This window comes from Marinobacter segnicrescens (assembly GCF_900111555.1).
GTDB classification, from domain to species: Bacteria; Pseudomonadota; Gammaproteobacteria; order Pseudomonadales; family Oleiphilaceae; genus Marinobacter; species Marinobacter segnicrescens.
Genome location: NZ_FOHZ01000006.1, coordinates 1 through 26,269 on the forward strand (window position 1 = coordinate 1; position 26,269 = coordinate 26,269).

The 26,269-nt window shown below is 59.1% G+C and carries 28 protein-coding genes; 10 read left to right on the forward strand and 18 right to left on the reverse strand.

Going from position 1 to position 26,269, the window contains the following annotated elements; all coding sequences use genetic code 11:
* From BM036_RS07795 to mscL, 3 genes are all read right to left on the reverse strand, one after another.
* A partial coding sequence (locus BM036_RS07795) for a helix-turn-helix domain-containing protein (RefSeq protein WP_143066583.1) occupies positions 1-268 on the reverse strand: 268 nt, incomplete at its 3' end.
* 72 nt (positions 269-340) lie between these two features.
* Positions 341-493 carry a hypothetical protein gene (locus BM036_RS20085; RefSeq protein ID WP_177186027.1) on the reverse strand — a complete coding sequence of 51 codons (153 nt, stop codon included), beginning with the start codon at positions 491-493 and terminating at the stop codon, positions 341-343.
* 522 nt (positions 494-1,015) lie between these two features.
* Positions 1,016-1,417, reverse strand: a complete 402-nt coding sequence (gene mscL, locus BM036_RS07800; protein ID WP_091850213.1) for a large-conductance mechanosensitive channel protein MscL — start codon at positions 1,415-1,417, stop codon at positions 1,016-1,018.
* 199 nt (positions 1,418-1,616) lie between these two features.
* On the opposite strand from mscL, the gene BM036_RS07805 reads away from it, so the two are divergent.
* Positions 1,617-2,255 carry an SDR family oxidoreductase gene (locus BM036_RS07805; protein ID WP_091850216.1) on the forward strand — a complete coding sequence of 213 codons (639 nt, stop codon included), beginning with the start codon at positions 1,617-1,619 and terminating at the stop codon, positions 2,253-2,255.
* Here BM036_RS07805 and BM036_RS07810 read toward each other — a convergent pair.
* The gene (locus BM036_RS07810; RefSeq protein ID WP_091850218.1) at positions 2,222-2,947 is read right to left on the reverse strand and encodes a pseudouridine synthase; all 726 of its coding nucleotides are present in this window, start codon (positions 2,945-2,947) and stop codon (positions 2,222-2,224) included. The genes BM036_RS07805 and BM036_RS07810 overlap by 34 nt on opposite strands.
* Before the next feature lie 173 nt (positions 2,948-3,120).
* Between BM036_RS07810 and BM036_RS07815 the strand changes: the two genes are divergently transcribed.
* On the forward strand, positions 3,121-3,471 hold the full coding sequence (locus tag BM036_RS07815) for a DMT family protein (RefSeq protein ID WP_091850570.1): 351 nt from the start codon (positions 3,121-3,123) through the stop codon (positions 3,469-3,471).
* 20 nt (positions 3,472-3,491) lie between these two features.
* Here the strand turns inward: BM036_RS07815 and BM036_RS07820 are convergent, their stop codons facing one another.
* A complete protein-coding gene (locus BM036_RS07820) occupies positions 3,492-4,172 on the reverse strand; it encodes an ATP-binding protein (protein WP_091850219.1) in 681 nt (226 codons plus the stop codon).
* A 311-nt stretch (positions 4,173-4,483) separates the two neighbouring features.
* Between BM036_RS07820 and BM036_RS07825 the strand changes: the two genes are divergently transcribed.
* Positions 4,484-5,377 carry a prenyltransferase gene (locus BM036_RS07825; protein ID WP_218144795.1) on the forward strand — a complete coding sequence of 298 codons (894 nt, stop codon included), beginning with the start codon at positions 4,484-4,486 and terminating at the stop codon, positions 5,375-5,377.
* 36 nt (positions 5,378-5,413) lie between these two features.
* On the opposite strand, the gene BM036_RS07830 is transcribed toward BM036_RS07825, so the two are convergent.
* Positions 5,414-6,712 carry an MFS transporter gene (locus tag BM036_RS07830; RefSeq protein WP_091850224.1) on the reverse strand — a complete coding sequence of 433 codons (1,299 nt, stop codon included), beginning with the start codon at positions 6,710-6,712 and terminating at the stop codon, positions 5,414-5,416.
* 195 nt (positions 6,713-6,907) lie between these two features.
* Here BM036_RS07830 and BM036_RS07835 point away from each other — a divergent pair, with 195 nt between their 5' ends.
* The 3 genes from BM036_RS07835 to BM036_RS07845 all read left to right on the forward strand — a co-directional run bounded on the left by BM036_RS07835 (position 6,908) and on the right by BM036_RS07845 (position 9,755).
* Positions 6,908-7,606: an SDR family oxidoreductase gene (locus tag BM036_RS07835; RefSeq protein WP_091850226.1), complete on the forward strand. Its 699-nt coding sequence runs from the start codon at positions 6,908-6,910 to the stop codon at positions 7,604-7,606.
* Positions 7,607-7,773: 167 nt separating this feature from the next.
* Positions 7,774-8,538: an SDR family oxidoreductase gene (locus BM036_RS07840; RefSeq protein ID WP_091850228.1), complete on the forward strand. Its 765-nt coding sequence runs from the start codon at positions 7,774-7,776 to the stop codon at positions 8,536-8,538.
* A 101-nt stretch (positions 8,539-8,639) separates the two neighbouring features.
* Positions 8,640-9,755, forward strand: coding sequence for an App1 family protein phosphatidate phosphatase (locus BM036_RS07845; RefSeq protein WP_091850230.1), 1,116 nt, complete (start codon positions 8,640-8,642; stop codon positions 9,753-9,755).
* Here the strand turns inward: BM036_RS07845 and BM036_RS07850 are convergent, their stop codons facing one another.
* Positions 9,756-9,935 (reverse strand): DUF2897 family protein, encoded by a 180-nt coding sequence (locus BM036_RS07850; protein ID WP_091850231.1) that lies wholly within the window; start codon positions 9,933-9,935, stop codon positions 9,756-9,758. It abuts the gene before it with no gap.
* 135 nt (positions 9,936-10,070) lie between these two features.
* Between BM036_RS07850 and rarD the strand changes: the two genes are divergently transcribed.
* Positions 10,071-10,967, forward strand: coding sequence for an EamA family transporter RarD (gene rarD / locus BM036_RS07855; protein ID WP_091850233.1), 897 nt, complete (start codon positions 10,071-10,073; stop codon positions 10,965-10,967).
* A gap of 29 nt (positions 10,968-10,996) precedes the next feature.
* Here the strand turns inward: rarD and BM036_RS07860 are convergent, their stop codons facing one another.
* The 5 genes from BM036_RS07860 to BM036_RS07880 all read right to left on the reverse strand — a co-directional run bounded on the left by BM036_RS07860 (position 10,997) and on the right by BM036_RS07880 (position 15,563).
* On the reverse strand, positions 10,997-12,088 hold the full coding sequence (locus BM036_RS07860; protein ID WP_091850235.1) for a sulfate/molybdate ABC transporter ATP-binding protein: 1,092 nt from the start codon (positions 12,086-12,088) through the stop codon (positions 10,997-10,999).
* Positions 12,085-12,948, reverse strand: coding sequence for a sulfate ABC transporter permease subunit CysW (gene cysW / locus BM036_RS07865; RefSeq protein WP_091850237.1), 864 nt, complete (start codon positions 12,946-12,948; stop codon positions 12,085-12,087). Before cysW ends, BM036_RS07860 begins: the two co-directional genes overlap by 4 nt.
* A gap of 4 nt (positions 12,949-12,952) precedes the next feature.
* Positions 12,953-13,801 carry a sulfate/thiosulfate ABC transporter permease CysT gene (gene cysT / locus BM036_RS07870; RefSeq protein ID WP_091850239.1) on the reverse strand — a complete coding sequence of 283 codons (849 nt, stop codon included), beginning with the start codon at positions 13,799-13,801 and terminating at the stop codon, positions 12,953-12,955.
* 9 nt (positions 13,802-13,810) lie between these two features.
* The gene (gene cysP, locus BM036_RS07875) at positions 13,811-14,812 is read right to left on the reverse strand and encodes a thiosulfate ABC transporter substrate-binding protein CysP (RefSeq protein ID WP_091850241.1); all 1,002 of its coding nucleotides are present in this window, start codon (positions 14,810-14,812) and stop codon (positions 13,811-13,813) included.
* A 109-nt stretch (positions 14,813-14,921) separates the two neighbouring features.
* The gene (locus BM036_RS07880; RefSeq protein WP_091850243.1) at positions 14,922-15,563 is read right to left on the reverse strand and encodes a TetR/AcrR family transcriptional regulator; all 642 of its coding nucleotides are present in this window, start codon (positions 15,561-15,563) and stop codon (positions 14,922-14,924) included.
* Between the two features lie 134 nt (positions 15,564-15,697).
* Here BM036_RS07880 and BM036_RS07885 point away from each other — a divergent pair, with 134 nt between their 5' ends.
* Positions 15,698-16,801, forward strand: coding sequence for a DUF2855 family protein (locus BM036_RS07885; RefSeq protein ID WP_091850245.1), 1,104 nt, complete (start codon positions 15,698-15,700; stop codon positions 16,799-16,801).
* 56 nt (positions 16,802-16,857) lie between these two features.
* Here BM036_RS07885 and BM036_RS07890 read toward each other — a convergent pair whose 3' ends face one another.
* Together BM036_RS07890 and BM036_RS07895 are read right to left on the reverse strand one after the other, a co-directional pair.
* A complete protein-coding gene (locus tag BM036_RS07890) occupies positions 16,858-17,283 on the reverse strand; it encodes a host attachment protein (protein WP_091850572.1) in 426 nt (141 codons plus the stop codon).
* 130 nt (positions 17,284-17,413) lie between these two features.
* Positions 17,414-18,175: an eIF2B alpha/beta/delta subunit family protein gene (locus BM036_RS07895; RefSeq protein WP_091850247.1), complete on the reverse strand. Its 762-nt coding sequence runs from the start codon at positions 18,173-18,175 to the stop codon at positions 17,414-17,416.
* A gap of 337 nt (positions 18,176-18,512) precedes the next feature.
* On the opposite strand from BM036_RS07895, the gene BM036_RS07900 reads away from it, so the two are divergent.
* The gene (locus BM036_RS07900) at positions 18,513-19,160 is read left to right on the forward strand and encodes a transglycosylase SLT domain-containing protein (protein WP_245742531.1); all 648 of its coding nucleotides are present in this window, start codon (positions 18,513-18,515) and stop codon (positions 19,158-19,160) included.
* A gap of 146 nt (positions 19,161-19,306) precedes the next feature.
* Positions 19,307-20,797: a bifunctional 2-methylcitrate dehydratase/aconitate hydratase gene (locus BM036_RS07905; RefSeq protein WP_091850251.1), complete on the forward strand. Its 1,491-nt coding sequence runs from the start codon at positions 19,307-19,309 to the stop codon at positions 20,795-20,797.
* A 30-nt stretch (positions 20,798-20,827) separates the two neighbouring features.
* Here BM036_RS07905 and prsR read toward each other — a convergent pair whose 3' ends face one another.
* The 4 genes from prsR to BM036_RS07925 all read right to left on the reverse strand — a co-directional run bounded on the left by prsR (position 20,828) and on the right by BM036_RS07925 (position 26,241).
* Positions 20,828-22,201, reverse strand: a complete 1,374-nt coding sequence (gene prsR / locus BM036_RS07910; RefSeq protein WP_091850253.1) for a PEP-CTERM-box response regulator transcription factor — start codon at positions 22,199-22,201, stop codon at positions 20,828-20,830.
* Between the two features lie 75 nt (positions 22,202-22,276).
* Complete coding sequence (prsK, locus tag BM036_RS07915) at positions 22,277-24,433, reverse strand: XrtA/PEP-CTERM system histidine kinase PrsK (protein WP_091850255.1); 2,157 nt, start codon at positions 24,431-24,433, stop codon at positions 22,277-22,279.
* A gap of 45 nt (positions 24,434-24,478) precedes the next feature.
* Complete coding sequence (locus tag BM036_RS07920) at positions 24,479-25,426, reverse strand: SDR family oxidoreductase (RefSeq protein ID WP_091850257.1); 948 nt, start codon at positions 25,424-25,426, stop codon at positions 24,479-24,481.
* On the reverse strand, positions 25,426-26,241 hold the full coding sequence (locus tag BM036_RS07925; RefSeq protein ID WP_091850259.1) for a lysophospholipid acyltransferase family protein: 816 nt from the start codon (positions 26,239-26,241) through the stop codon (positions 25,426-25,428). The genes BM036_RS07920 and BM036_RS07925 overlap by 1 nt, the downstream gene beginning before the upstream one ends.
* Positions 26,242-26,269: the final 28 nt, after the last annotated feature.

A 26,269-nucleotide genomic window follows, 5' to 3' on the forward strand; every position in this document is an offset into this window, starting at 1 on the left:
CCGGCGTAAAGGTTGTTATCCAGGTATACAGCTCCCGGATCTGAGCGCCGCTCAGCTTTTTGGGGCGACCAGAAATTTGCTTGGCCTTAAGTGCGTCAAAGCCACCCTCTCGGTAGGCAGCCAGCCATTCGTAAATTCGTGCCCGGCTCATGCCAAGCGCTTTGATGACGACTTCCGGGCTCTCGCCATCCATGACTCGTTGAACGGCGCGAACGCGAATGGCTTCTAATGTTTTGTGATCAAGTTTACGACCGTCATCGTGGCGCATGTGTGTAGATATCCGATAAGCTTGGCAAACGACCGCTACATTATAAATGATGTTCGCTTACTTTTGTACCCATTAGTAAAACACTGAACCGAGACCAGTGTCGCGGCTTACGCTGCAATCCGCGCCGCCGCCACCACCGATAGCCAGGGCGGAACCTGACATGAACAGCCCTGACGCGAGAGCTGCGAAGACACTGGCGAACTTCGCTTTATTTGACAGTTTCATAAAAAACCTCTTGTTATATGTTTTCTCAAAGATTACGGTTTGCTTTCTTCAAATTAAGGATTCAATTTACAGCTATGAAACCTGCGGACATCTTCCTGTGCAAAGACGTTGATTAGTCTTTCCAACAGGTTCCGAAGCAGTGTAGGAGTCGGGGTTTTTGCTTACTATCACGCGAAGTTCACAAAAAGGCCGTTATTGGAAGCTCAAATAAACGGTATATGCGCAAGTTGACAAACTAGTGTGGTAGCAAATTAATAGGCGTTCTTAAAAGTTATTAAGGGCGGGGTGATATAACGAAAATGTGCCGCATGAGAGGGTGGATGCCGGTTCTGATTTGAAAGCAAGCGGGGCATATCATGGCAGGTTACCCCGCCTATCCTGATGCCGGTGAATACTTACCCGGCCCCGGCCCCGGCCACTGCCAATTGGGCCTTCGATTCGATGATCACAATGCACAAGATCAACATTGCAAGGCTCGAGGTCAGGCGCGACTGACAGTGACGTTTGAGGTCCGGGATGAAGTCATTTCGTCTTGAGCAGGTCCCGGATCTCCATCAGTAGCTGCTCCTGGGCAGACGGGGCAGGGGGCGCGGCCGGTGTTTCGGCCTCTTTCCTGCGCATGCTGTTCAGGGCCTTGACCGCCATGAATACTGCGAATGCGACGATGATGAAGTCGAACACCGTTTGCAGGAAAACCCCATAACGCAGGGTGACCGCTTCGACACCTTCCCCGGCCGCCTTGAGGGTGATTGCCAGGTTGGTGAAATCCACGCCACCGATCAACAGTCCGATGGGCGGCATCAACACGTCCGCCACGAACGACGATACGATCTTGCCAAAAGCTACCCCGATGATGATTCCCACGGCCATGTCGACGACATTGCCCTTTACCGCAAACTCCTTGAACTCTTTCATTATGCTCATCGTGCCTGACTCCTTGAACATAAATCCTTGTGGGCCCGCCTGGTGGCTGGGCACGCCCTGTCTGGCGTACTCATAGTCTAGTGCATTAACAGAAAACAGCGCGGTATACGCTTGCCCATCGCGCCGGACAGGATGACTTGAAATGGCGAAGTGGTGGACTCAGGTAAGGGTAATCAATCCCCGAATCAGGAGGTGATCCATGCGTGTTCTCATTGCCGGTGCCAATGGCAAGATTGGCCAACACCTGGTCAGGTTGATGGCAGCCAGCCCTCACACCGCCAGGGCCATGGTCCGAAAGCCGGAACAGGCCGCTGCCCTTGAAAAGCTCGGTGCGGCAGAGACGGTTGTCGGAGACCTTGAGCAGGACTGCACCCATGCCCTCAAGGATTGTGATGCCGTGGTTTTCACTGCTGGCTCCGGCCCCCATACGGGCCCTGAGAAAACCATCGATGTGGACCAGGATGGCGCCATTCGGCTGATCGACTCGGCCCGGGCTGCCGGCGTGAAACGCTTTCTGATGGTCAGCAGCATGAGGGCGGACCGGCCCGAAAACGCCCCGGAGAAGCTACACCACTATCTACGGGCCAAGCACAAGGCTGACGAGCACCTCCGGGCAAGCGGCCTGGACTTTACCCTGGTCCGCCCGGGCCCACTGACCAACGACCCGGGAACTGGCAAGGTCGAACTGGCAGCCCGCCTTGACCGTACCGGGTCGATCCCCCGGGAGGATGTGGCGGCCGTACTGCTCGCCACGCTTGATGCCGACAACAGTATCCATCAGAGCTTTGACCTGCTATCAGGGGATTACGGCATCGCCGAGTCACTGTCACGGCTGTGAGGCACTGACTGGAGCTCAGAATCTGAGAGGTGCCTGTAAGTGCCTGGAGGAAGGTCGTCAGGCAAGACGATGTCACCCACTCGTTCCCGGTGTAAACCGGTTACCCGGTTGCCGACTGCATGGAACATCCGTTTCACCTGATGGTAACGGCCTTCGAAGATGGTTAGCCGTGCTTCGCAGTGGGCCAGTTGCTCGAGTACCGCCGGCGAGGTAGTCAGTCCCTCCCAGGCGAACCAGATCCCCGCAGCAAACCGGCTTTCAGTATCCGGGCTTAGGGGATACGCCGTGGTAACCCGGTAAACCTTGGGAACCCTGGTAAGGGGATCGGTCAGGTTCCGTGACCAGTTACCATCATTGGTGAGGATCAACAGTCCGGTAGTTGCACGGTCAAGACGTCCAGCAATATGCAGGTCGTCGCACCATTCCGTCGGCAACAGATCCATCACGGTGCGGTGGACTGCATCCCGGGTGGCACTCAAATACCCTGCCGGCTTGTTCAGCATCAGATAGCGGGCCGGGGCGCCTTGCTGGATGATCTTCCCGTGAGAGGTTACCTGCTGAAAGCGCGAGACCTCTGCCGAGGCGTTGCTACAGCGCTGACCATCCACCATGACCATTCCTGTCGCAATGCTCTGGTTGGCCTGCTTGCGGCTTACGCCGTTCTCGTTGCTGAGTATTCTTGAGAGTTTCATGGTCGCATCGGGACAGGGGGAGGAGGGAAATGATAGCAAAGCAGACGGTGCTGTGAGCCTTCCCGCGGATCAATTCGCCTGCCCCTGATCATTTGATTGCTGCGAAGATGCTGCAAAAACCGGGGTAGAATAGCGCTCTTTCCCTGACCCGGAGACCGCCGCTGGTGCTATTCGTGAATCCTGTGCTAACCACTATCGTACTGCTGACGTGCAGTAACGTTTTCATGACCTTTGCCTGGTATGCCCACCTCAAGGAACTGAATAACAAGCCCTGGATTATTGCCGCACTGGCAAGCTGGGGCGTTGCCTTGCTTGAGTACCTTTTCCAGGTTCCGGCCAATCGCATCGGGTACTCGGTGATGAGCCTGGGGCAACTGAAAATCCTGCAGGAGGTCATCACCCTGAGCATTTTCGTGCCATTTGCGGTTCTTTACATGAAGGAGTCACTGAAACTGGACTACCTTTGGGCAGGGCTGTGCATCCTCGGTGCTGTCTACTTCATTTTTCGCAGTGAGATCCACTGAATTGCAGGGCTCTCCCCGGCCTATGTTGCCCGGGAGGCATCAAGGAGTAGCTCCAGGTTCGCATCCGCATCTTCCAGCGCTGACAGGTCCACAAAGCGGGCGTCGCGCTCGGCCAGGCCGGATTTCAGGCTCTGGTATACCTCCCGGGCGATGTACAGTGAGTCACTCTTGCCCCGGTTTATGAGGCGATTCCGGGTTGTCTGGTCTGGCACTTCGATGTAGGCATAGAGGTCGCTGGTTGGTAGCAGCGCGGCGACTTTCCTGGCCGTGTTCTGGGACAGGCCATTGAGGGTGAAAGTGCCGACACGGTGGGTCAGGCCTTCGTCCAGCAACAGTATGTCATCACTGTCACTGCGCTGGGCGAGGGTATGAATGACGTAGTCCCGGAAGAGCAGGTTCAGGCGCGATTGCAGCCGGTCATAGCGGGTTACTTCCTGCAGGATCAGCGCAATGGCCTCCAGCAGAGCCGGGTCTTGATCAAGACCGGCTCCGAACAGTTCACCGGTCTTGCTCGTGATGTAATCTTCCAGGTAGGGGCTTTCCAGGAAAACGTCGGGAACCCACCGGAACAGGCGGCCCCGGCTCAGCTCGCGCTTGAAGAAGGTACCCCGACTGATAACGTGGTCTGACTGCCGGTAAATCTTGCGCGCCAGGGTCGTTTTCCCGGTGCCCGGGCGGCCGACAAGTTCGATGACATCCATTGTGGTATCGCTGATTCCTGGTCTGATCCGTGTTGCTCCGCGCCGGAGCGATGGGTGATGGCCATTCTATGAGGTCATGAAACAGAAAGCTGCACACCCACAAATAAGCTTTTGTAACCTCCCTGAAAGGATCCGGACGGCGTGCAGTTTCTTCCCTTTTCTGCTGAATGCTCTTTGCCACAAATTGCCCTGGGTGGAAAGGGCGAGCCTTGTCACTTGATCTATAACAATATCCCTCGTATAACCACCCTCTACTATTCCCCGCCGATCTTCATGTCTAACTCCCTGGTATTCCGGCCACGAGGTATTCAGTGACCCTTTACACTGTCGTCAGATCCATGAGGTTACCCTTCCTGGTGCTGACCCCCGCCTGCGTGCTGGTGGGGGTAGCAACAGCCCTTGCAACCAGCGGCGCGGTGGCCTGGCTGGATGTGTGCCTGGCCCTGACCGGCGCGCTGGCGGCGCATATCGGGGTGAATACGCTGAATGAGTACCAGGACTTTGCCAGTGGCCTTGATGCCCTTACCGTCCGAACGCCGTTCAGCGGGGGCAGCGGGGCGCTGGTCACTGACCCAGGGGCCGCTACGGCGGTGCGTTGGGTTGCGATACTTTCCCTTGCGGTGACGGTGCTTGTTGGTAGCTATTTTATGGCGCGGTACGGAAGTGCCCTTCTGCCGGTGGGGGTGTTGGGCCTGGCAACCATTGTTCTTTACACCGGCTGGCTGAACCGCCGACCCTGGCTTTGCCTGGTCGCTCCTGGACTGGCCTTTGGACCGCTGATGGTTATGGGTACTCACTTTGTGCTCACCGGCGAATACAGTCTGTTGGCGGCCTTCGCTTCATTGATACCGTTTTTCCTCGTGAATAACCTGTTATTGCTGAATCAGTACCCGGACATCAAAGCCGATAACCAGGTTGGGCGCCGCCATTTGCCAATCGTTTACGGTCGCCGGTTCAGCACACAGGTTTATGGAATTCAGCTGGGTTTTGCGGCTCTCTTGGTGCTGGCCGGTGTGGCAGCGATGGGGCTGCCCGCCCTATCTCTACTGGTCCTGCTGCCACTCGGCGCCGGCGCCTTGGCCTGGATGGGGGCGCGCCGTCGTGGGGAACAGCCTGCGGCCTTCCAGAAAACCATGGGCTGGAACGTTGTCGCCGCTGTGTCAACCCCAGTGGTGCTGGCGGTTACGCTGGTAGCGGGTAGCTAGCCTGAACATCGCAGCGGCCATGCGCGATGGGCTTGACTACTGGTCACTCCGGGACGCCACGGGGCCAGTTTTTAGACCTTCTTCTTCCATCGTTTCCGTGCTCTCCTCAAACTCCGTGTTGCGCGGATCCAGTTCGGCCACGCCCAGCGCAGCTTCAGGCATGGTTGGGTAGTAGTGCTCCTGCTGCTCCACTGTGGGGTGACGATGCTGAGGTCCGACCAGCATGAACAGGATCAGCGCGGCCAGAACCAGGGTGTTGCTCACGAACAGCCCCTGGGGCCCAAGCACATCCATGAACAGGGCACTGAGCAGCGGACCAATAATGCTGCCCAGCCCATAGCTCAGCAACAGCGCCGTGCTCGCGGCCGTGATCTGGTGGCTCTCCATCAGGTCGTTGGTGATGGCTACGGCGATGGGATAAATGGCCGCGCTGATACCCATGTAGAGTCCCACGAAAAACACCAGCGCAATCATACTGGCGTTACCAACCAGGGCGGCAGCCAGGCTGCACGCGCCCGCCACGGCTGCCGCCACCAGCATGACACGGTAACGGTCAAACTGGTCGCACAGCCGTCCGATGGGCCAGGCCAGTATCATCGCTGAGACAATGGCGGCCGCCATGAAGTTTGAAAGCTGGTTGAGGTCCAGGCCAACACGGTCAGCATACACAGGACCCATCGCATAGAACGCGCTGATCAGCAGCCCGGCGACCAGCGCCCCAAGTGTGCCCGACGGCGACTTCCGGTAGAGCCGGGTGAGGGACAGCCGGTCTTCGCGGGTAATCGTAGGCGATGTACGCCTGGTCATCGAGAGAGGCGTGAGCGCAAGTACCACCAGGATCGTCGCCAATGAGAAAGGAATAAAGCTGGCCGGGTCGGCTACCCGGATCAGCACCTGACCGCCGGCGGTCGAGAGAAAGAAGATGACCTGGTAGATCGCGAACAGGCTGGCCCGGTTCCGGTTATCCGCCTTGCTGCTGAACCAGCTCTCCATAACGATCATCAGGCCGGCCATCACAAAGCCGCCAATAGCCCGCAGAAATCCCCACAGCCAGGTGTCGATCGCCATTGGATAGATCAGGGTGGACGCTGCCAGCACCGCGGCAAACACCGCGAACGCGCGGATATGGCCAACTTTCTCGATGATGCGCCCCGCGTACAGGGTGCCGGCGACAAAGCCAATGGAATAGAACGCCAGTATCCAGCCAATGATGCCGGGGTCAAAGTCTTCCATACTCAGCCTGAGGCCAAGCAGGGTCATCAGATACGCATTACCGACAATGAGCAGGATGATACTGAGAATCAGAGAAGACAGGCTGGTGATGGTTCGCCGCATCGATCTTACCCCGGCTGGTCAGGTGGTCCGTTGGAAAATCGGGTCAGGCTCTCAATGGTCCTTGCACTGGTCTCTGGGGACAGCATAGTGGAATAAAAGGGGGTGAGCAGGGTGATCGGGCCGGGGCTTACTGGACGTATGCCCGTTCAGCATCAAAGCTTGATACCTGTACCCAGACGTCAAAGGAGATATGTCATGGCAGATTCCAACAACCCTGTACTGTTGATTACCGGTGCGTCCTCCGGTATCGGCGCCGAAACAGCCCGGGCCGCCTCGGCAGATGGTTACCGGCTGATGTTGGCAGCCCGCTCGGAAGACAAGCTCAGGACCCTGCAGCAGGAGCTGGGCGGGGAAGACCGGGTGGCCATCACGGCCTGCGACGTGCAGTCTGTCAGCGACCAGAAGGCCATGGTCAACAAGGCCCTGGCGGCCTTCGGACGAATCGATGCGGTGTTTGCCAATGCCGGCCGGGGCGGGGAGCCCGGAGGCTTCAGCGGCGCGGACCCGGATGTATGGAAGGATATGATCCTGACCAATGTTCTCGGTGTAGGCATTACCCTGCAGGTGTGCATGCCGGCACTGAAAGAATCCCGTGGTCATATCCTGATCACCGGCTCTGCGGCGGGCCGCGTTACCATCCCTGGCTCTATGTACAGCGCCACGAAGTGGGCCGTCTCGGCAATTGGTTACGGTGTGCGCGAGGAAATCCGTGGGAGTGGCGTCCGTGTGACCCTGATCGAGCCGGGAATGGTGGATACGCCATTCTTCGATGAACGCCCGGACAACGCTCTGGAACCCGTTGATGTTGCCCGCGCAGTCACCTACGCACTGGCACAACCGGCCCACGTGGATGTGAACGAAATTCTTGTGCGTCCGACGCCGGCATTGAAATAAGCCGGGCTCGCGGGCGGCCTGAAGCCGCTCGCGGAAGTTGCCCCCGGTTCAGCCATCGTCTTTTTGATCAATCGGGCTTATTGCGTCCGATAAGCCCGATTCAGTTCCCATCATGTCGTTTGCCTCGTAGTATCGAACCCTTACCTATGTTTCCGGAGTTCAAGACAATGACAACAAGGTTTTCCGACAAGGTAGTTCTGGTTACAGGCGGCGCGGCCGGTATTGGTGAGGCGACAGCCCGGGCTTTTGCGGCAGAGGGAGCGAGGGTCGTGGTCAGTGATGTGGCAGAGCCAGAGGGTCAGGCGGTCGCAGCGGATATCGCAGAACAGGGTGGTGACGCCATGTTCATACCCTGTGACGTGAGCAGGGCGGGGGAAGTGCGGGGGCTGATCCAGCGCATTATCGACACCCATGGCCGCCTGGACTGCGCCTTCAACAACGCCGGGATCGATGTGGAAGACTCCAAGCTGGCGGATGGCAGCGAGGAGACCTTCGACCGACTGATGGACGTGAACGTCAAGGGTGTCTGGCTATGCATGAAGCACGAGATCGAGGCCATGCTGAATCAGCCTGGCGGCGGTGTGATCGTCAATACAGCCTCGGTCGCAGGCCTTGGCGCCGCCCCGAAAATGGCGGTGTACAGCGCCAGTAAACATGCCGTCATCGGGCTGACAAAGTCTGCAGCGGTGGAGTATGCCCGCAAGGGTATCCGGGTGAATGCGGTGTGCCCGGCGGTGATTGATACCGATATGTTCCGTCGGGCCGCCGAGGCGGATCCCCGAAAGCGGGAGGGCGCGATGAATATGCACCCGGTCGGCCGGCTGGGCCAGGCGGATGAGATCGCCCAGGCGGTGCTCTACCTGTGTTCCGAGGGCGCGGGTTTCAGCACCGGTGTTGCTCTTCCGGTGGATGGTGGCTACACCGCGATCTGAACGGTGTCCCTGTGATTCATTACCCGGGTGGCTATAATGCCCGAAAAACCTTCCTGGCCGGTCGCGATACCCGGCCAGGTGCGCCTGGCATGGAGAGCTGAATGCCCGTTCGACAACGTTTCCGCCATTTCCTGGTGTCCCTGCGCAGGGGGCTCCATGTGCTGGCGGCACCGGTCAAGGGCGACAATGGCCGGGGCGGGCTGTTCATCCAGGCCTATCGTGGCTACGGCTCGAGTGATCGGGTCTTCCTGATGGGCCGGGTGTTCCGGCAGCCGGGGTTTGGTGCGACGTTGCGGGAAGAGTGGCTACGTCGCGACCTGCTGGACCTGCTCAGGCGCCTGCTGCGTAAACCCATCGCCGGGGCCCGGGTACGTGTCCGGTACAAGGGCACGACAGCCGTGGTAGAGACCGACCGTCATGGCTTTTTCCGGGTCGATATGAACCTGGGCGAGATGCCTTCCGATGTGACCTGGCATGCCGTGGAGCTTTCCCTCGATTACCCGACGGATGAGCGGGCCACCACAACTGGCGAGTTTTTTACCCCAACCCGTGGAGCCAGTTACGGTGTGATCAGTGATATCGACGACACCGTGGTCTACACCGGTGTGGCCAATACCCTCAAGATGATGTGGCGGCTGTTTGCCCAGGGAGCAGACAGCCGGGTGATCTTTCCTGGCGTGCCGGCCCTGTACCAGGGCTTCCATGACGGCCCCGGCGGCAATGCGGGAAACCCCCTGGTCTACGTGTCCCGTGGGCCATGGAGTATCTATCAGGTGCTGGTGGAGATGTTCAGAATGCACCGCATCCCCAATGGCCCCATCCTGATTCTGAGGGAGTGGGGTATGAAGCGGGGAAGCCTGCTTCCCCGGCGCGCCCGGGACCATAAGCTGGACGCCATTCGCCACGTGATGGGCCTTTACCAGGACCTGAAATTTGTCCTGGTTGGCGACTCAGGCCAACACGACCCGGAAATCTATACCCGGATTCTGCGGGCACATCCTGACCGCATCCTGGCGATCTATATCCGGGATGTCAGTGCTGACCCCCAGCGTTCCGAGGCTATCGCCAGACTGGCAGAGGAAGCCCGTGAGGCGGGCTGCGAGCTTGTGCTCAGCGATGACAACCAGGTACTGGCTAAACATGCCGTGGCGCAGGGGCTGATTGCACCAGGGGTAGTAGACGCCGTGCGTCGTAGCGAGGCCGACAGTCGCTCATGATCACCAGTTATCCTTTTCCTTTTCTTTTTTCTCCTGTGCCTCCACTTCTTCCTTGCGCTTCTTGATACGTGCCATTTTCTCTTTCGAGATGGGCATGTTGGCAGAATCCTTGAGCATCAGCAGGCTGCCCACTACCAGGGCGATAGCCAGCAGGAGGAATACCCACCCAATCATAGGCATAGCGTGACTTCCTGATCCGTGACTGTGTTTCTATAGTGAACCAGGTTGCGGCTGTGCGCCAGTTCGTCGTCAGTTGCCATCCGCACTCCGGGGTTAATCCTGTGCTACATTTCTCGTTCTGCTGATGAGGAACCTATGGAACAAGACGTGCGCGAGACTGGCAAGGGGATAACCTTTGGATTGTCGGCCTATTGCCTGTGGGGGAGCTTTCCCCTCTACTTCGCCCTTTTTGAGGGCATACCCGCCTTTGAAGTGCTGATCCACCGGGTAATCTGGTCCTGTGTATTCCTGGTGTTCGTGATTTCACTGTTGCGACGCTGGCCGCCGGTCAAGGCTGCCCTGGTGCGCCCGAAAGAACTGGGCTATGTGCTGGCTTGTGCGATCTTTATCGCTATCAACTGGGGCGTATACATCTACGCGGTGGAAACCCGCCATGTGCTTCAGGCCAGCCTGGGTTATTTCCTCACGCCCCTGGTGAACGTGGCCATGGGGCTGATCGTGCTGCGGGAGACTATTACGCGAATGCAGGCAGTGGCGGTGGTGATCGCAACCATGGCCATCCTGTTCCAGCTGTTCCTGCTTGGCTTTGTGCCCTGGATTACCCTGGTACTGGCTTTCAGCTTCGGCAGTTACGGGTTGTTCCGCAAAAAGGTGGTACTGGATGGCCTGTCCGGGCTGTTCGTGGAAACCCTGTTGTTGCTTCCGCTGGGGCTGCTGGCGTTGGCGTTCCTGGCGCAGAGCGGGGCGTCTCATTTCACCGACAGCCCTGGTACCGCGTTATTATTACTTTCCAGCGGAGCGGTAACGGCCATTCCCCTGCTGTTCTTTGCCGGAGCCACGCGCCGTCTGCGGCTGGCGACGGTAGGCCTGCTGATGTACATCACACCGTCCATCCAGTTCCTGCTGGCACTGTTCGTGTTTGATGAACCCCTGAGCCCGGGCAAGCTGTTCAGCTTCGTGATGATCTGGGTGGCACTGGCAATCTATTCGGGCTCTGCCTGGTTTGGCCGGGAGCGGGCGGCGACCACCTGAGCGGTGGAGTTTCCCGCTCGGTGATCACGTCATGGCCAGGTGACCGGCTGGGGCCGGTTGTCGCCGTTACGGAACAGGTGACCGATTTCCGGTGAGACGAAGCAGCGGTCTCCCCGCTGCGGTTGCCAGCGGCTAAACTCACTGTGGGAGACGCCTACCTCCCAGATATCGTCGCAGTCCCAGCCGTCCGGTCTCAGTTCGACCCGCACTTCTGCACCAATCAGGTTGATCGCTTCGATGGTAAAGGGCAGGCAGGCGCGACTGTCCGGTTCGACGGACAGGTGCACCTCATGGGGGCGAAGATAGAGTTGGGCGTCACCAGAGGTCGACACGCCCGGTAGTGACACGCGGGCATTTCCTTGCTGCAGCCAGCCATCGCTCACCGTGCCCGAGATGATGTTGACGTGACCCAGGAAGTCGAAAACAAAGCGACTGGTGGGGTTGGCGTAGAGCCGGGTAGGGCTGTCCACCTGTTCTACCTGGCCCTGGCTCATGACCACTACCTGGTCCGATAACTCCAGGGCCTCTTCCTGGTCGTGGGTGACGAACACGCTGGTAAAGTGGAATTCGTCATGGAGTCCCCGTAACCAGCGGCGCAAGTCCTTTCGCACCCGGGCATCGAGTGCGCCAAACGGCTCATCCAGTAACAGTATATCCGGGCGGGTGGCCAGGGCGCGGGCCAGGGCTACCCGTTGTTTCTGGCCCCCGGAGAGCTGGGCCGGGTAGCGGTTGGCCAGTTCCGGCAGCTGGATCATCTCCAGCAGCCGGTTAACGGTTTTGCGAATTTCCGTTTTCGGAGGACGCTGATTCCTTGGCAGAGACTCCAGGCCGAAGGCGACGTTCTGGGCTACCGTCATGTGGCGGAACAGGGCGTAGTGCTGGAATACAAAGCCGACGTTGCGTTGCTTCACCGGCAGGCGGCTGATGTCCCGGTCACCAAAGAGGATGCGGCCGTCAGAGGCGTTTTCCAGCCCCGCAATAATACGCAGCAAGGTGGTTTTGCCGGAACCGGATGGGCCCAGCAGAGCGGTCAGCTTGCCATCCGGGATGTCCAGGGAAATATCCCGCAGGGCCTGGAAACTGCCAAAGGTCTTGTTCAGGTGCTCGATCTTGATACTCATTGGGGGTTCCTGTCTGCGGGTTCACGGGCCAGCAGCCGGGCCTGGCGCCATTCGGCCACGCCCTTGATCGCCAGGGTCAGAATGGCGATAGCAGCGAGCAGGGAGGCGGCAGCGAACGCGCCCGCAATGTTGTAGTCCTGATAAAGCAGTTCAACATGAAGCGGTAAGGTGTTGGTTTGGCCTCGAATATTGCCGCTCACTACTGAAACAGCGCCAAACTCACCAACGGCCCTGGCGTTGGTCAGAACCACACCGTAGATCAGCGCCCATTTGATGTTGGGCAGGGTTACCCGGCGGAACAGGCGCCAGCCCGATGCTCCCAACGTTACGGCGGCTTCTTCTTCCTCGGTACCCTGTTGCTGCATCAGCGGTATCAGTTCCCGGGCGACAAAGGGGCATGTCACGAAAATGGTGACCATGACAATGCCGGGCCAGGAAAACATCAGCTGCACGTCATAGTCGGCCAGCCAGCTACCGAGCCACCCATTGCGCCCATAAAGCAGCAGGTAGAGCAGGCCGGCAACCACCGGCGAAACAGCAAAGGGTACGTCAATCAGGGTGACCAGCAGTTTCCGGCCTGGGAACCGGAAGCGGGTCACCAGCCATGCCAGTGCGGTACCGAACACCAGGTTGAGCGGCACCGTCAGCAGGGCGACGAACAGCGTCAGCCCGATCGCATGCAGGGTATACCGGTCGCCAATATTACTCACTAATGCACCCCAGCCGGCGCTGAAAGCCTGGGTGAAAATCAGCACCAGCGGAATGGCCAGCAGCAGCGCGGACAGAGCCACGGCAGCAAGGATCAGCGTGCGTCTGAGCCAGGGCTGGTCGCCGACCCGGTGATGGGACTGGTATTTCATGGCCTTACTTCCCATGCAGGCGGCGCAGGTAGCGCCCCTGCCAAAGGTTGATGGCAAACAGCAACACCAGTGACACCAGCAAGACTACCGATGCGATCGCGCTGGCGGCGGCATGGTCGAATTCCTGCAGGCGCACGAACAGCATCAGGCTGGTGACCTCGGTTTCATAGGGGGTGTTGCCCGCAATAAAGATGACCGCCCCGAACTCACCAAGACTGCGGGTGAAAGACAAGGCGATACCGGTCAACAAGGCCGGCCACAGCGACGGAAAGATCACCTTGCGGAACACCCGCCCGTCGCTGGCTCCCAGCGTAATGGCCGCCTCCTCGTCTTCCGGCGGCAGCTCTTCCAGTACCGGCTGCACGGTGCGGACCACGAAGGGGATGCTAGTGAAGGCCATGGCAATGATGATCCCCACGGGGGTATAGGCAACGCTGATGCCAATGGTTTCCAGCCACTGGCCATACCAGCCTGAAGTGGAGAACAGGGTGGCCAGGGTAATACCGGCCACGGCAGTCGGCAGGGCGAACGGGAGGTCGACCATAGCGTCGATCAGGCGTTTACCCGGGAACTCATAGCGGACCAGTACCCAAGCCAGCAACAAGCCGAAGGCGCCGTTGAACAGCGAAGCGAGGAAGGCCGTCCACAGGGTGACCTTATAGGATTCCACTACCCGCGGATCGCTGACGACGAACCAGAACTGGCTCCAGGTCATGCCGGCGGTCTCGGCTACCAGGCCGGTCAGGGGCAGCAGCAGAACCAGGCTGATAAACAGCAAGGAAACCCCCAGGCTCAATCCAAAGCCCGGGAGTACCCGCTTCGAGCGGGGTTTTAATGGTGAAGCGTGGGCCACCAGTTGTTCCTAGCGGCGACGCTGCAGTTGGTCGAGTTTGCCGCCGCTGGCGAAGTGGGTCTGCATGGCGTCTTCCCAACTGCCGGCGATTTGATCGATGGGCAGCAATTTGACGTCCGGGAAGCGATCGGAGAACTCGGCTTTCACCGCGTCGTGGTGGACCCGGTAATTGAAGCCGGCCAGCAACCGTTGCGCTTCTTCGCTGTACAGGTGCTCCAGGTAGGCCTTGGCGAGCTCCTCGGTATCGTTCTGTTCGATGTATTCATCGATCCAGGTGACCGGAAACTCGGCCAGGAAACTCACCTTCGGGGTAACAACCTGGTATTCGCCGGGATAACGGTCAGCAATGTTCAGCACTTCCGACTCGAAAGTGAGCAGGGCATCCCCGATACCACGTTCGATAAAGGTAGTGGTGGCACCCCGGCCGCCGCTGTCGAAGACCTTCACCTGGCCCAGCAAGTCGGCCACGAACTGATCGATCCGTTCCTGGTCATCGCCGAAGGTTTCCTGGGCATAGCCGAGAGCCGCCAGGTAGGTGTAGCGGGCGTTGCCTGACGTTTTCGGATTCGGCATCACCAGTTCGACGCCATCCTTCACCAGGTCATCCCAATTCTGGATGTTCTTCGGGTTATCCTTGCGAACCAGGAAGGCCATGGTGGAGTAGTAGGGGGAGCTGTTGTTGGGCAAGCGGTCAGCCCAGTTCTCAGGAACCAGGTTGCCCCGCTCATGGAGGATGTTGATGTCGGTCACCTGGTTAAAGGTGGCCACGTCCGCCTTCAGACCCTGGATAATGGCCTGCGCCTGCTTGGAGGAGCCGGCGTGGGACTGGTCAATGGTGACGGTGTTGCCGGTTTTTTCCTGCCAGTATTCCTGGAACTGCTCGTTGTAGGCGGCGAACAGCTCCCGGGCGATGTCGTAGGAGGTATTGAGTAGTTGCTGTTCGGCGGCAACCGCTCCCTGTGTGCTGGCAAGGCTGGCGCCAATAACAAGACCCTTCAGCCAGTTTTTCATGGTGTTCCTCCCGGATCAGGTGATGAAGTCCGGGGAATGTAACAAATGGTGTTAAAAACCTAAAAGTCTAAAAAATAATAGTTATATCGCTTTAAGGAATATATTGTCGTCAGCCTGGATCGTGCAGGAGTGCCATTGTACAAAGCCGCTCCATCTCTGCCGCCCAGGCCTGGCGGGATTCGTCGTCCAGCTCGACCTGCAGGGCATAGCGGCGGCCCCCCCAGACAGACAGGTGCAGGGCTTCAAGGGTAGCGTCCGAGGGCCGGGGGGAGAGGTCAGGGCACGCGTCGACCACCCGGTGCCAGACGGCAAGCAGTTCGTTGTAGGCCCGCTGCTGAAGCCGGGTGTCTGCCACTTTGGGTTCGAGCTGCATCATTTCTGGTGAGAACCAGGTACTTTTGTCACCCGCCAGTCCGGCCAGGTGCTGAACCAACAGCTGGATGCGCTGTTGCCAGTCCAGGTCTGCAGGAGCAACGATCTGTTCATCGATCCGCCGGATCATCTGTTCGATGCAGTGGCGAACGTAGCCGGAATGCAGTGCTTCCTTATTGGGGAAATAGTCGTAAAGGGTGCCGATGGCAATGCCGGTTTCCAGGGCAACCTTGCGGGTAGTCAACTGCTCCCAGCCCTCCTGTTGCCAAATCCGAACATAGGCATCGTAGATGGCCTGTACAGTGAACCGGGCACGGGCCTGTCGGGGCCGCTTGAGGGGCCTGGTGCGCGGGTTTTCAGTGGAGCTGGGTCTGCTCATCCGGTTTCCGAACCACGGTGTATCTGGTGCTCGTTAGAATGGTGTTACGGGCAGTATCCCATATTCCGGAGTTTCCGTCCGGAACCTGGCACCCTGCCGAGACGTGCTCCATGAGGAAACAGAGGAACTGAATGATGACCGAGATCACCCGACTGCTGACGAATCAGGACAAGCTTGCCGAGTCCCGGCTGGAAACCACCGATTCGGGCCCCCTGGCTGACGGTCAGGCACGCATGCGCATCCACCGTGTGGCCCTCACCGCCAACAATATTACCTACGCTGCCTTCGGTCACACGCCCCACCTTCGTTACTGGGACTTTTTTCCGGTGGCCGACCAGGGCTGGGGCCAGATGCCGGCCTGGGGATTTGCGGAGGTAGAAGAAACCACGGTGGAGGGCATTGAGCCCGGCGAGCGCTTCTATGGCTTCTGGCCGTTGGCGACTCACCTGATCGTGGAACCGGTTCGGATCAGCGAGCGGGGCTTTTATGACGGTGCCAGTCACCGGCTCGAACTGGTATCCGCCTACAATCAGTACCAACGTATCAGCACCGATGCCGCCTACCGCCCGGAGAGCGAAAATTACCAGATGTTGCTGCGCCCGCTGTTCATTACCTCGTTCATGCTGGCGGACTTCCTGGAAGATAACGCCTTCTTCGGGGCGAAGCGGATTCTGGTTTCGAGCGCGTCCAGCAAGACCGCCTATGGCACGGTTTTCTGTCTGCAAGACCGTAACGACCTGGAGGTTATCGGCCTGACCTCCTCAGCCAATACCGGTTTCGTCGAGGGGCTTGGCTGCTACGATCGAGTCGTCAATTACAACGACATCAAAGCCCTGGATCCGGGCGTGCCGACGCTTTACGTGGACTTTTCCGGTAACGATGCAGTGCGTGAGACGATTTACCGGCACATGGCCGACCGCCTGGTGCATAACTGCTATGCCGGCTCTGCCCATAACCACGAGCATATCAGTGAGACAGAGTGGACCCTGCCGGGGCCAGCACCGAAGCGTTACTTTGCACCAGACCAGATTCGCAAGCGCAACGCTGATTGGGGTCCTGCGGAGGTAACCCGTCGGTTCAACCAGGCCCAGCTGGCCTTTATCGAGCGGGTGCAACAGCCGGACTCACCCTGGATTCACGTGCAGGAGCACAATGGACTCACGTCGGCCCAGTCCCTGATCCGCTCATTGGTGAACGGCGACGTTGACCCGGCCGACGGTCATGTGGTGAAACTCTGAGCTCGGGCCCCCTCTGGCGGGTTTGCGGCAGCAAACCCGCCAGAGGGGGCACTTGCCTAGCTGTAGATGTTCTGGTGGATGGTGCTTTCGTCCTCCGCTACCAGGTTCTTGTCCACGCTCTGGATCACGGCCTTCTCCAGGGGGCCGTTGAGCTTCTGGCGGATCATGCCCAGGAAGCGGGGCGGCGCCACCAGAATCAGGCTTTCAAACTTGCCTTCCTGTCTGGCCCTGTCAAGGGTCTGGACAATTTCGCCGGCAAACAGCATTTCCTCATGCTCGGTGGCGCTCGCTTCCTGCATGGCGTGGCCCTGGCCGCGACTCTCCCGGGAGCGACCCGGCTGGTCCGTCACCAGTTCGCTTTCCTTTAGCCGGCCCTCCGGGTGCTCCAGGCGCTTCACTTCGGTTGGCATGGCGGTGCGTGCGGTGGTGGCCAGAATCCGGGCATTGGCACTGTCGGCGACCAGAATCCAGATCTTTTCCATGGTGTCCTCCAGATCATAGGGGGTGGCAATCACTGAACCTTTCCATCCTGAGTATGGATGATCCCAGCGATTTTTGTGGGGCTACATACGAACATTAATGCCGTTTTCCGATTTTCAAGGACAGGGCAGGTTAGCTGGACGTAATGAAGGCTGGCAGAAGGCCGGTTTCGGTGACCAGGTAGATTCCTTCGCGAAAGGGAACAGATTCGAACAGATCGCTGGTCCAGCTTAGCCGGTCCACCCTTTTGCGGGAGTCACCAAGCACGAACACTGGCTTTCCGGCAGTCAGCATGGCATCAGCCAGTACACCGGTACCACTTTTGTTAACCAGCGCCTGGTCGTTGTACTGATCCACTCCGAATAGCGCGGCGTCCATGTCAGGTGCCCTGGCCAGCGCCTGCTCATCTGTCACCAGATGACTCTGTATACCCTCCCTCTGTAATGCCTGGTACTGGAGCCGACCTTCGCCACCCGGCGCTGATATCGTCTGCCACACCTCGATCGACGGTGAAAATTCGTGGAGTCGACAGATCACCGACAGCAAAACGCCACTATGGCTGTGGGTGAGAATCCGGCTGCTGTCCCAGTTGCGCTGCCGGAGGAGATGGCTCGCAAGCTTCTGGTCGATATCGCGCCACTGCTGATCGTAATGCTCGAGCGTCTCGGGCACGGCTTTATAGCCCCGGGCCTCCAGCTCATCCAGCAGGTGGTGGACTACTACCATGGACTTATCCACCTGCCGTAATGACTTCAAGGCCCATTTCAGCTGCTGCCGGTCCGGCTGCTCACCACCATAGCCGCTGAGCGCCTGCACAATCTTCGATGCCAGGGTGGATGAGCCATGGGCCTGGTCATTGATAATCTCCTGAATGCGTTTCTCAAAGGTGGTCATAGGCCACTCCACAGGGACACAGCCTGTTCATGTGAGCGTTGATGACAGTGTCGCTTGGGTCAAGCCCGAAGGGCAACGGGGCGTCAGCGGATACTGTTACCCATATAATCACAGTGAATGGCTGGTCGTGGGAATATAGTCTGCGGGTTCGAAATGTTGCCGGGTTCCGGTTTGGGTGGGATGATTTTGCTATCATTCGCGTAATGCCCTGGCCATGTTGCCCGATTCCCGGCGTACCGGGCCGTTGTTCTGCGAATGTCATGAGGTGTGAATGGGTCGTCCTGTCCATTTACTGGTTACAACCCTGCTTTGCCTTTTGCCTGCCATGGTGTCTGTCATGCCTGCTACTGCAGACACAGTGCGCCGGGTTGTCCACCCTGATGGTCGGGTGGAGTACACCAATGCCCCCGCAGGCCGCAAGGCCCTTGCCAGCACTGGCCGGGAAACGGTCTATAAGTACAAGGACGAGAACGGGGTAGTGACGTTCAGCGAGGCGAGGCCTTCCCGGGCAGCCTTTGATGTCATTCGTTTCGAATGCTACGCATGCAGGCCAGACTCGAAGGTGAACTGGCAACGCACCCCGCTGTTTACGGGTCGTTATGACGACGAAATCAAAACCACTGCGCAGGAGTTCAATATCGACCCGGCGCTGGTTCGCGCTGTGATCCACGCCGAGAGTGCGTTCAACCCACAGGCGGTTTCCTCCAAGGGGGCGCAGGGCTTGATGCAGCTGATGCCCGGAACGGCACGGGAAGTCGGCGTCACCAACGCCCTGGACGCTGGCCAGAACATTCGCGGTGGGGTTAACTACCTTGCCCGCATGATCGAGCTCCACAATGGTGATGTCCGACTGGCGACCGCTGCCTATAACGCTGGTCCGGGTGCCGTCCGGCGGCACAATGGTATTCCACCCTATGCGGAGACCCGGGCCTATGTGGAGCGGGTCGGCATTCTCCACGAACGTTATCGCCTGGCCAGCAACTGACCCCATTCATGGCCCTGGCGTACAGGGTCTGCTATGTCCTCCATATCCCTCCGTCGGTTGATCAGGTGGCCCTCCCATAGTCTAGACTGATCGGCATCGGGCCATGTTCCATGATCATGGCTGTTATCCGACATTGAGGAGGTCCTATGAACGCCAACGCCAACGCCGACCAGAATGTCCGCCCGGACTATGACGAGGTGATCAAGTCTATTGCAGACTATGTGCTGGACACCCCAATCGATAGTGAGGAAGCCTGGACCACAGCCCGCTATTGCCTGATGGATACCCTGGGGTGTGGACTGCTGGCACTGCGTTTCCCGGAATGCACCAAACACCTCGGGCCGCTGGTTCAGGGTACGTTGGTGCCCCATGGTGCCAGGGTCCCTGGTACGTCGTTCGAGCTGGACCCGGTAAAGGCGGCCTGGGATATCGGGTGTATCGTGCGCTGGCTGGACTACAACGACACCTGGCTGGCGGCGGAATGGGGGCACCCTTCGGATAACCTGGGCGGGATCCTGGCCGTGGCGGATCACCTTTCCCGCCGGCGAGTGGCCAACGGTGAAGCACCTTTGACCATGAAAACCGTGCTGGAGGCCATGATCAAGGCCCACGAAATTCAGGGCGTGCTGGCGCTGGAGAACTCCTTCAACCGGGTCGGGTTGGACCATGTGGTGCTGGTCAAGGTGGCGTCCACGGCAGTGACGGCGTGGCTGATGGGGGCAAGCCGGGACCAGTTGCTGTCGGCGCTGTCCCATGCCTGGGTGGATGGGCAGTCATTGCGCACCTATCGCCATGCCCCCAATGCCGGCTCGCGGAAGTCCTGGGCAGCCGGGGACGCCACCTCCCGCGCTGTACGGCTGGCGGATATCGCCCTGAGAGGGGAAATGGGTATCCCCGGTGTGCTCACGGCGCCACAGTGGGGTTTCTACGACGTTCTCTTCAGCAAGACCAACCGTGACCAGGCGATCAAGCCGGAAGGACAACGCCAGTTCTCGCTACCGCAACCGTTCGGCAGCTATGTGATGGAAAATATCCTGTTCAAGATCTCTTTCCCGGCTGAGTTCCATGCCCAGACGGCAGCGGAGGCGGCGGTGAAGCTTCATCCCCAGGTCCGTGACCGCCTGGGTGAGATTGACCGGATTGAGCTGGTGACCCACGAGTCCGCTATCCGCATCATCTCCAAGCAGGGCAAGCTGGCCAACGCCGCAGACCGGGATCATTGCCTGCAGTATATGGCCGCGGTGCCACTGATCTTCGGGGAACTGAACGCTGAGCACTATGAAGACACGTTCCACGAAGCCCATCCCATCATCGATGAGATCCGCGACAAGATGGAAGTGATTGAAGACGAGCGTTACACCCGCGAATACCTGGAGCCGGACAAGCGGTCCATTGCCAATGCCATACAGGTGTTCTTCAAGGATGGCAGCAGCACCGAGCGGGTAGCCGTGGAATACCCCATAGGTCACCGCCGCCGTCGGGAGGAGGGGTTGCCGCTACTGGTGGAGAAGTTCCGCACAAACCTGGCAACGCGGTTTCCGCAGCCGACCTGTGACCAGATCCTGGGTATCTGCGACCATCATCAGACCCTCGAAGACACTCCGGTACACCGTTTCATGGATCGGTTTGTCATCTGACGACGTGCCGGCAGGGGCCCGCCCGGGCCCTCAGGCCTGGGCGGCTTCGGCAGAGGTGTCGATACGGTATTTGTTCGTCAGGTTATAGAGTGTGGGTCGGGTAATCCCCAGCAGTCGTGAGGCCTGGGCCATGTTGAATCCGGTGGTTTTAAGCGCCTGCAAAATGGCATTGCGCTCGGCGGTTTCCCGAACCTGGCGCAGGTTGAGCTGATTATCCGCCTGCTCGCTGTCGTCGCTGAGTTCCAGGTCAGTGGCGGTAACCCGCTTGCCCTCTGCCATGATGGTGGCCCGCTTGACCTTGTTGATCATCTCGCGAACGTTGCCCGGCCAGCCATAGCTGTTGATGGCCCGCACGGCATCATCGCTGAAGGAGAGATTCGGCCGGTCAAGCTGGCGCGACAGGTTTTGCAACAGGGAGCGAGCAATCACCAGGGGGTCGCCCTGGCGGTCCCGGAGCGCAGGTACGTCCAGGGTGATCTCACTGATGCGGTAGTAAAGGTCTTCCCGGAATTCGCCGCTATCGATGAGTTGACGAACATCCCGGTGGGTGGCGCAAACCACCCGTACATCCACTGCCACGGGCTTTACGCTGCCGACCCGGTCTACTGAGCGCTCCTGCAGGAAGCGCAACAGCTTGGCCTGCAGCGACATGGGCATATCCCCGATTTCATCCAGGAACAGTGTGCCACCGTTGGCACTCTCGATCTTGCCTTTCTTGCTCTGGGTGGCCCCGGTGAATGCGCCTTTTTCGTAACCGAACAGTTCGCTTTCCAGCAGGTTCTCCGGAATGGCAGCGCAATTGATGGCGGCAAAGGACTTGTCAGCCCGGTGGCTGAGGTCGTGAAGTGCACGGGCCAGCAGTTCCTTGCCGGTGCCCGTCTCACCCGTGATGAGGGTCGTAACATCTGTGGGGGCGACTTTTTCGAGCGTGCGGCAGACGGAGAGCATCTGCGGACTGGCAGCAACAATACCCTTGATGTTGGTACCGTTGTGTCGACTGGCCAACTCACGGTTTTCCGTTTCGAGTTCAGCCAGCCGGAATGCCCGGTTGACCACGAATGTCAGGATGTCCGGGTCCAGCGGCTTCTGGTAGAAATCCGACGCGCCCATGCCAATGGCCCTGACGGCGTTTTCCTTGTCTTCGCGCCCGGTCACCACAATGACCTTGACCATGGGGGAGAGGCGGAGGATGTCATCGAGCAGGGCAAAACCCTCGGAAGCACCACCGGGGTCCGGTGGCAGGCCCAGGTCAAGGGTCACCACCTGGGGTTCGTTCCTGCGCAGGCTGGCCAGGGCGCTGGCCCGATCGGCTGCAACTTCCACCTCCAGGTCAGTGCTGAAACACCAGCGCATCTGACTCTGCAGGCCCGGATCGTCTTCAACTATCAGCAGTCGCTTGGTCACAACAAGACAAGTCCTTTCGTTGTTGGCGTAACTCGTTTTTATTCAACCGGGGTCTGTCGTAAGTGTCGACTGAATTCACGGGGAATGCAATCCTCTGGCCCGCTCTGGTAACGCTTCCGGGGCTGGCTCTTCTACCGTGTCGGGTTCAGGATCGGCCGGTTCAGTCCGGCTAGCCAGGCGTACGGTTGGCAGCAACACTGAAAAGCAGGACCCCATGCCGGGCTCACTGGTGACGTCAATATTGCCCCCAAGCTGTCGGACGTACTCCCGGGCCTGATAGGCACCGATACCCATACCCGTAAGGCCCTTGGTGCTCTCGAACGGCTTGAACAACTGCATGCGAATAAACTCCTCGCTCATGCCGGTACCAGTATCCTGGATAAACAGGACGACATGGTCAGAGGATGCCTTCAGGGTGAGTGTCACTTCTCCGTCTGGTGGTGTGGCGTCCTGCGCGTTCTGGATGAGGTGGCCCAGCACGCTCCACAACTGGTCCCGGTCAGCCCTCACCATCACCGGATCTGAAGGACCGAGAACCCTTGGCCGAGGCTGGTTACGGCAATAATGAGTAGCCAGTTCCCCGATCATCTGGTGCAGGTTCAGCGGACTCTGCTCCCCCTGAACGGGAGCCGGCTTGCGAATGTGGTCCACCAGGTTGGACATCTTCTGCACCGCATGGTCGGTGGTGCTGATCATGTCATCGATAAACGCCGGGTTGTCCCGGTGATGGGCGGAATTGCGTACCAGCAGCGAGAGCTGGGCAATGAGGGTTTTCAGGTCATGCACCATGAAGGCGGACGCCTTGCTGACCGCCTCGAATTGCATGGCCCGTGAGAGTCGGTTCTGGGCGTCCGCCTGCGCCAACAGGTTACAGGTCTGCCGGGCCACGACACGTACCAGGTCGAAGTTTTCCCAGTTCAGTTCCACCCGGGCATTGGCCCGTCCCACCAGCGTAATGCCGTAGAGTTCATTGCCCAGATACATGGGTATCAGGAGCCAGCCATGACTGAACTTCAGAATCGGGTCCGGTATTTCCAGCAGGTTGTAGCGCACGGGGTCACTGCGGTATTCGTCCAGGTCTATGATCCATTCCCGCTCGCTGAAGAAGCGGGCCAGTTCGCAGGTGCCGTCGATACTGGTGAAGCGGGGCTGCTCCATATTAACGGTGTTCTGGAGCATGAAATTACCATCTTCGTCCCTTACCCAGAGCGCACCGGAGCTGCTTTCCAGCAACCCTGCCAGAATCCGGATGATTCGCTCCGGAAGCGGTGGTTGGTCGCTCAGGTTGGCCAGCTCCCTGGTCATCTTGAGCCACTCTTCCCGGTAGTCATACTTGTAGTCGAAGAAGTTCTGGCTGATAAACACCATCAGGCGGGCGCGGAACCTGCGTGAGGTAAGCAGCAGGCCCAGAAATGCCAGGGCGCCGGTGATAAACAGCATTTGCAGGGCGTCGCCCCAGTCGCCGCCGAGAACCCGGACGTAGTAACCCCCGGCAGCGGCAAACAGAAGGTAGATACCGGCAAATACCAGGGCACTGACGTGGAACATGGCGTTGCGGGAAAGCTGGAATTCCACCGGCTGCTTGCGGGTGTTTATCATGGTGATGCCCAGCAATGGAACGATCAACGCGTTCACCATGCCCCGGGCGTCCCAGAAGCCGCTGGAGATTTGGCCGAACAGCAAGGCATCCGTGTACATGAAGAAGTCATAGGCAAACAGGGTCAGTATGCCAATACACAGATACCGGATACTGGAGCGGCTGGACTGAAGGGAATTACGCCAGATCTGCTCCACCAGGCAGATACCCAGGAGCGAAAGGGCGATCTGGCCGACGAGCTTCAGCTTGCCGCTCACCAGGGGAAACGATAACAGGGATTCCAGGGCTGCGAGGGTGAACAGCACGAAGATGATGGCAAAGGTGGAGAAGCCCAGCAGGCGGCGGGTGCGCCCCGCGGCCAGGATTTGCCGGTCAGCGGAGCGCAGCAGGGCCAGCAGGACCATGACCCAGCCCGAGTCGCGCAGCAGTTCCAGCAGATAGCGCACGATGAAGGACGGTTCACCCCAGAGTTGCTGGCTGACCAGCGACCCTGCCCACAGGGTGGACAGCAACGCCGAGAACAGCAGCATCCGGTCCGAGGTCCGGCGCAGGTAGCGAGTCAGGATCAGTCCACCCAGCAGCATGAATGCCAGGGTGGCGGCGGCATGGCTGATCAGTCCGAATTCATTGAACATCAACTGCACATCCTGTGATCCGTTCCCCGTCCGACCCTCACGAGGCTAAACCGGGTGCTTATTCTCACGATAATAGTGAAATATATCATCCAGGGACCGTTGGGGGTAAAAACCAAAGTCCCTTTTAAAGGCTCTTCCGTCGATGATGACAGGGTACTTGTAAAAGTCCATCAGATACGGTGGGAAGCGCTTCAGGCTGAGTACCCTGAGCAGCGTGCGGGGCAGTAACGGCGGTATCGACGGAATCGGCACCTGTCGGCAGCCGCAAAGTTCCAGCGCCCGCTGGTAGGCCACCCAGTCGTCTGGCGCCACGTTATAGATGCCTTTTTGCTTGTGGCGCCAGGTGGCCACCAGGGCATCCGCCATGTCGTCGATATGGATGAACTGCATCATCGGCGAGAAGCCTGCCAGCACCGGCGCCCGCTCACCGGATAGCAAGGTGCTGATCGTATTACGCACACCGGGTCCGACGATGTTGCAAGGGCGAAGTACGGTGATGTTCAGGTGGGGGTAGCGCCACAGATAGATGTTTGCGAGGTTCTCCAGCTCTACGGAGTCCACCAGGTCCATGGTCAGCCCGGCTGCCTTCAGTGGCGCTTCCTCGTCAATCAGTGCCGGATTGAAGGGCACTGCGCCGTAAACATGGAAGGTGGACAGGATAATGACCCGTCTGACATTGTATTTATGGCTCAGGTCGAGCAGCTTCTGGGTACCCAGTACATTGGCGTTGTAGCGGCGCAGCCTGTTTTCCTGGCTGGACATTATGCGGCCCAGGTGAATGACACCATCAAAGTGGAAGCGGCGGAACAGGTCCTCGAACACACGTTTGTTGAAGTCGATGCAATAGCTGGGAATATCATCTCCGAGCCACACCTGTTCGCGGAAGTCCACCGCCACCAGGTCACAGGTTTCCCGCAGCTGGGCGATGACCTTCTGTGCGAGCGTGCCGGCGGCGCCGGTTACCAGTATCTGCGGTCGTTTGGGTGCCGTCATCAGAACAGCCTCTTGCGCTGGTTGAGTCCCTTCTTGATCATTTCCCCGACCGCAGCCTTCACTGAATCCACCCGGGCGGTCACCTGCTCTTCGGGAATATCGTCATTGTCGAAGAACATCGGGTCACCCACGCAGAGATGCACCTTGGCCGGCAGGATCACCGGGGCCGCGACGGGAAGGTAGGGCAGGCCAAGCAACCGGGCAAGGGGTTTGATATTGGCCAGGGCCGGAATGGTTTCCTCGCAGCCCACCACGCCAACAGGAACCACCGTGGCCTTGTGCTCCATTGCGAGGTGCATGAACCCGTTACCGAAACGCTTGAGCTGGTAGCGGTCCCGGTAGAGCTTGCCGGAGCCCCTGATGCCCTCGGGAAAGACAATGACCGCCTCGTTATTGGCCAGCATCCTCGCGCAGTTCACCGGGTCCCCGAGCACAGCCCCAAACTGGTTCAGCAGGTTACCCAGATACGGCACTGTCGGGAAGAAACGCTCTATCATGGCCCGTGGAATCCGCGGCTTGTCCTTCCGGGAAGCCAGGGCAAAGCCGATCAGTAAACCGTCAATGGGCAGCTGGCCGCTGTGGTTGGCAATGATGAGTACCGGGCCTTCCGCCGGTATCTTGTCGATGCCGTCCACCTCGACCCTGAAATATTTTTCGTAGATCTGCCGGGTGATGGCATAGCCGATTTTGAGGGTTTCGTTGTTGTAGCCCCAGGGATCGTACCCAAGTGAGCCGATGGGCTTGCCGATGCTGTCGATCTGCTGGTCCAGTTCCGGGGAAACCAGACGTCGTTTGAGGAACTCTGCCAGACTCATGGGTAATCCTTTCTCCTGTCTAAACGGA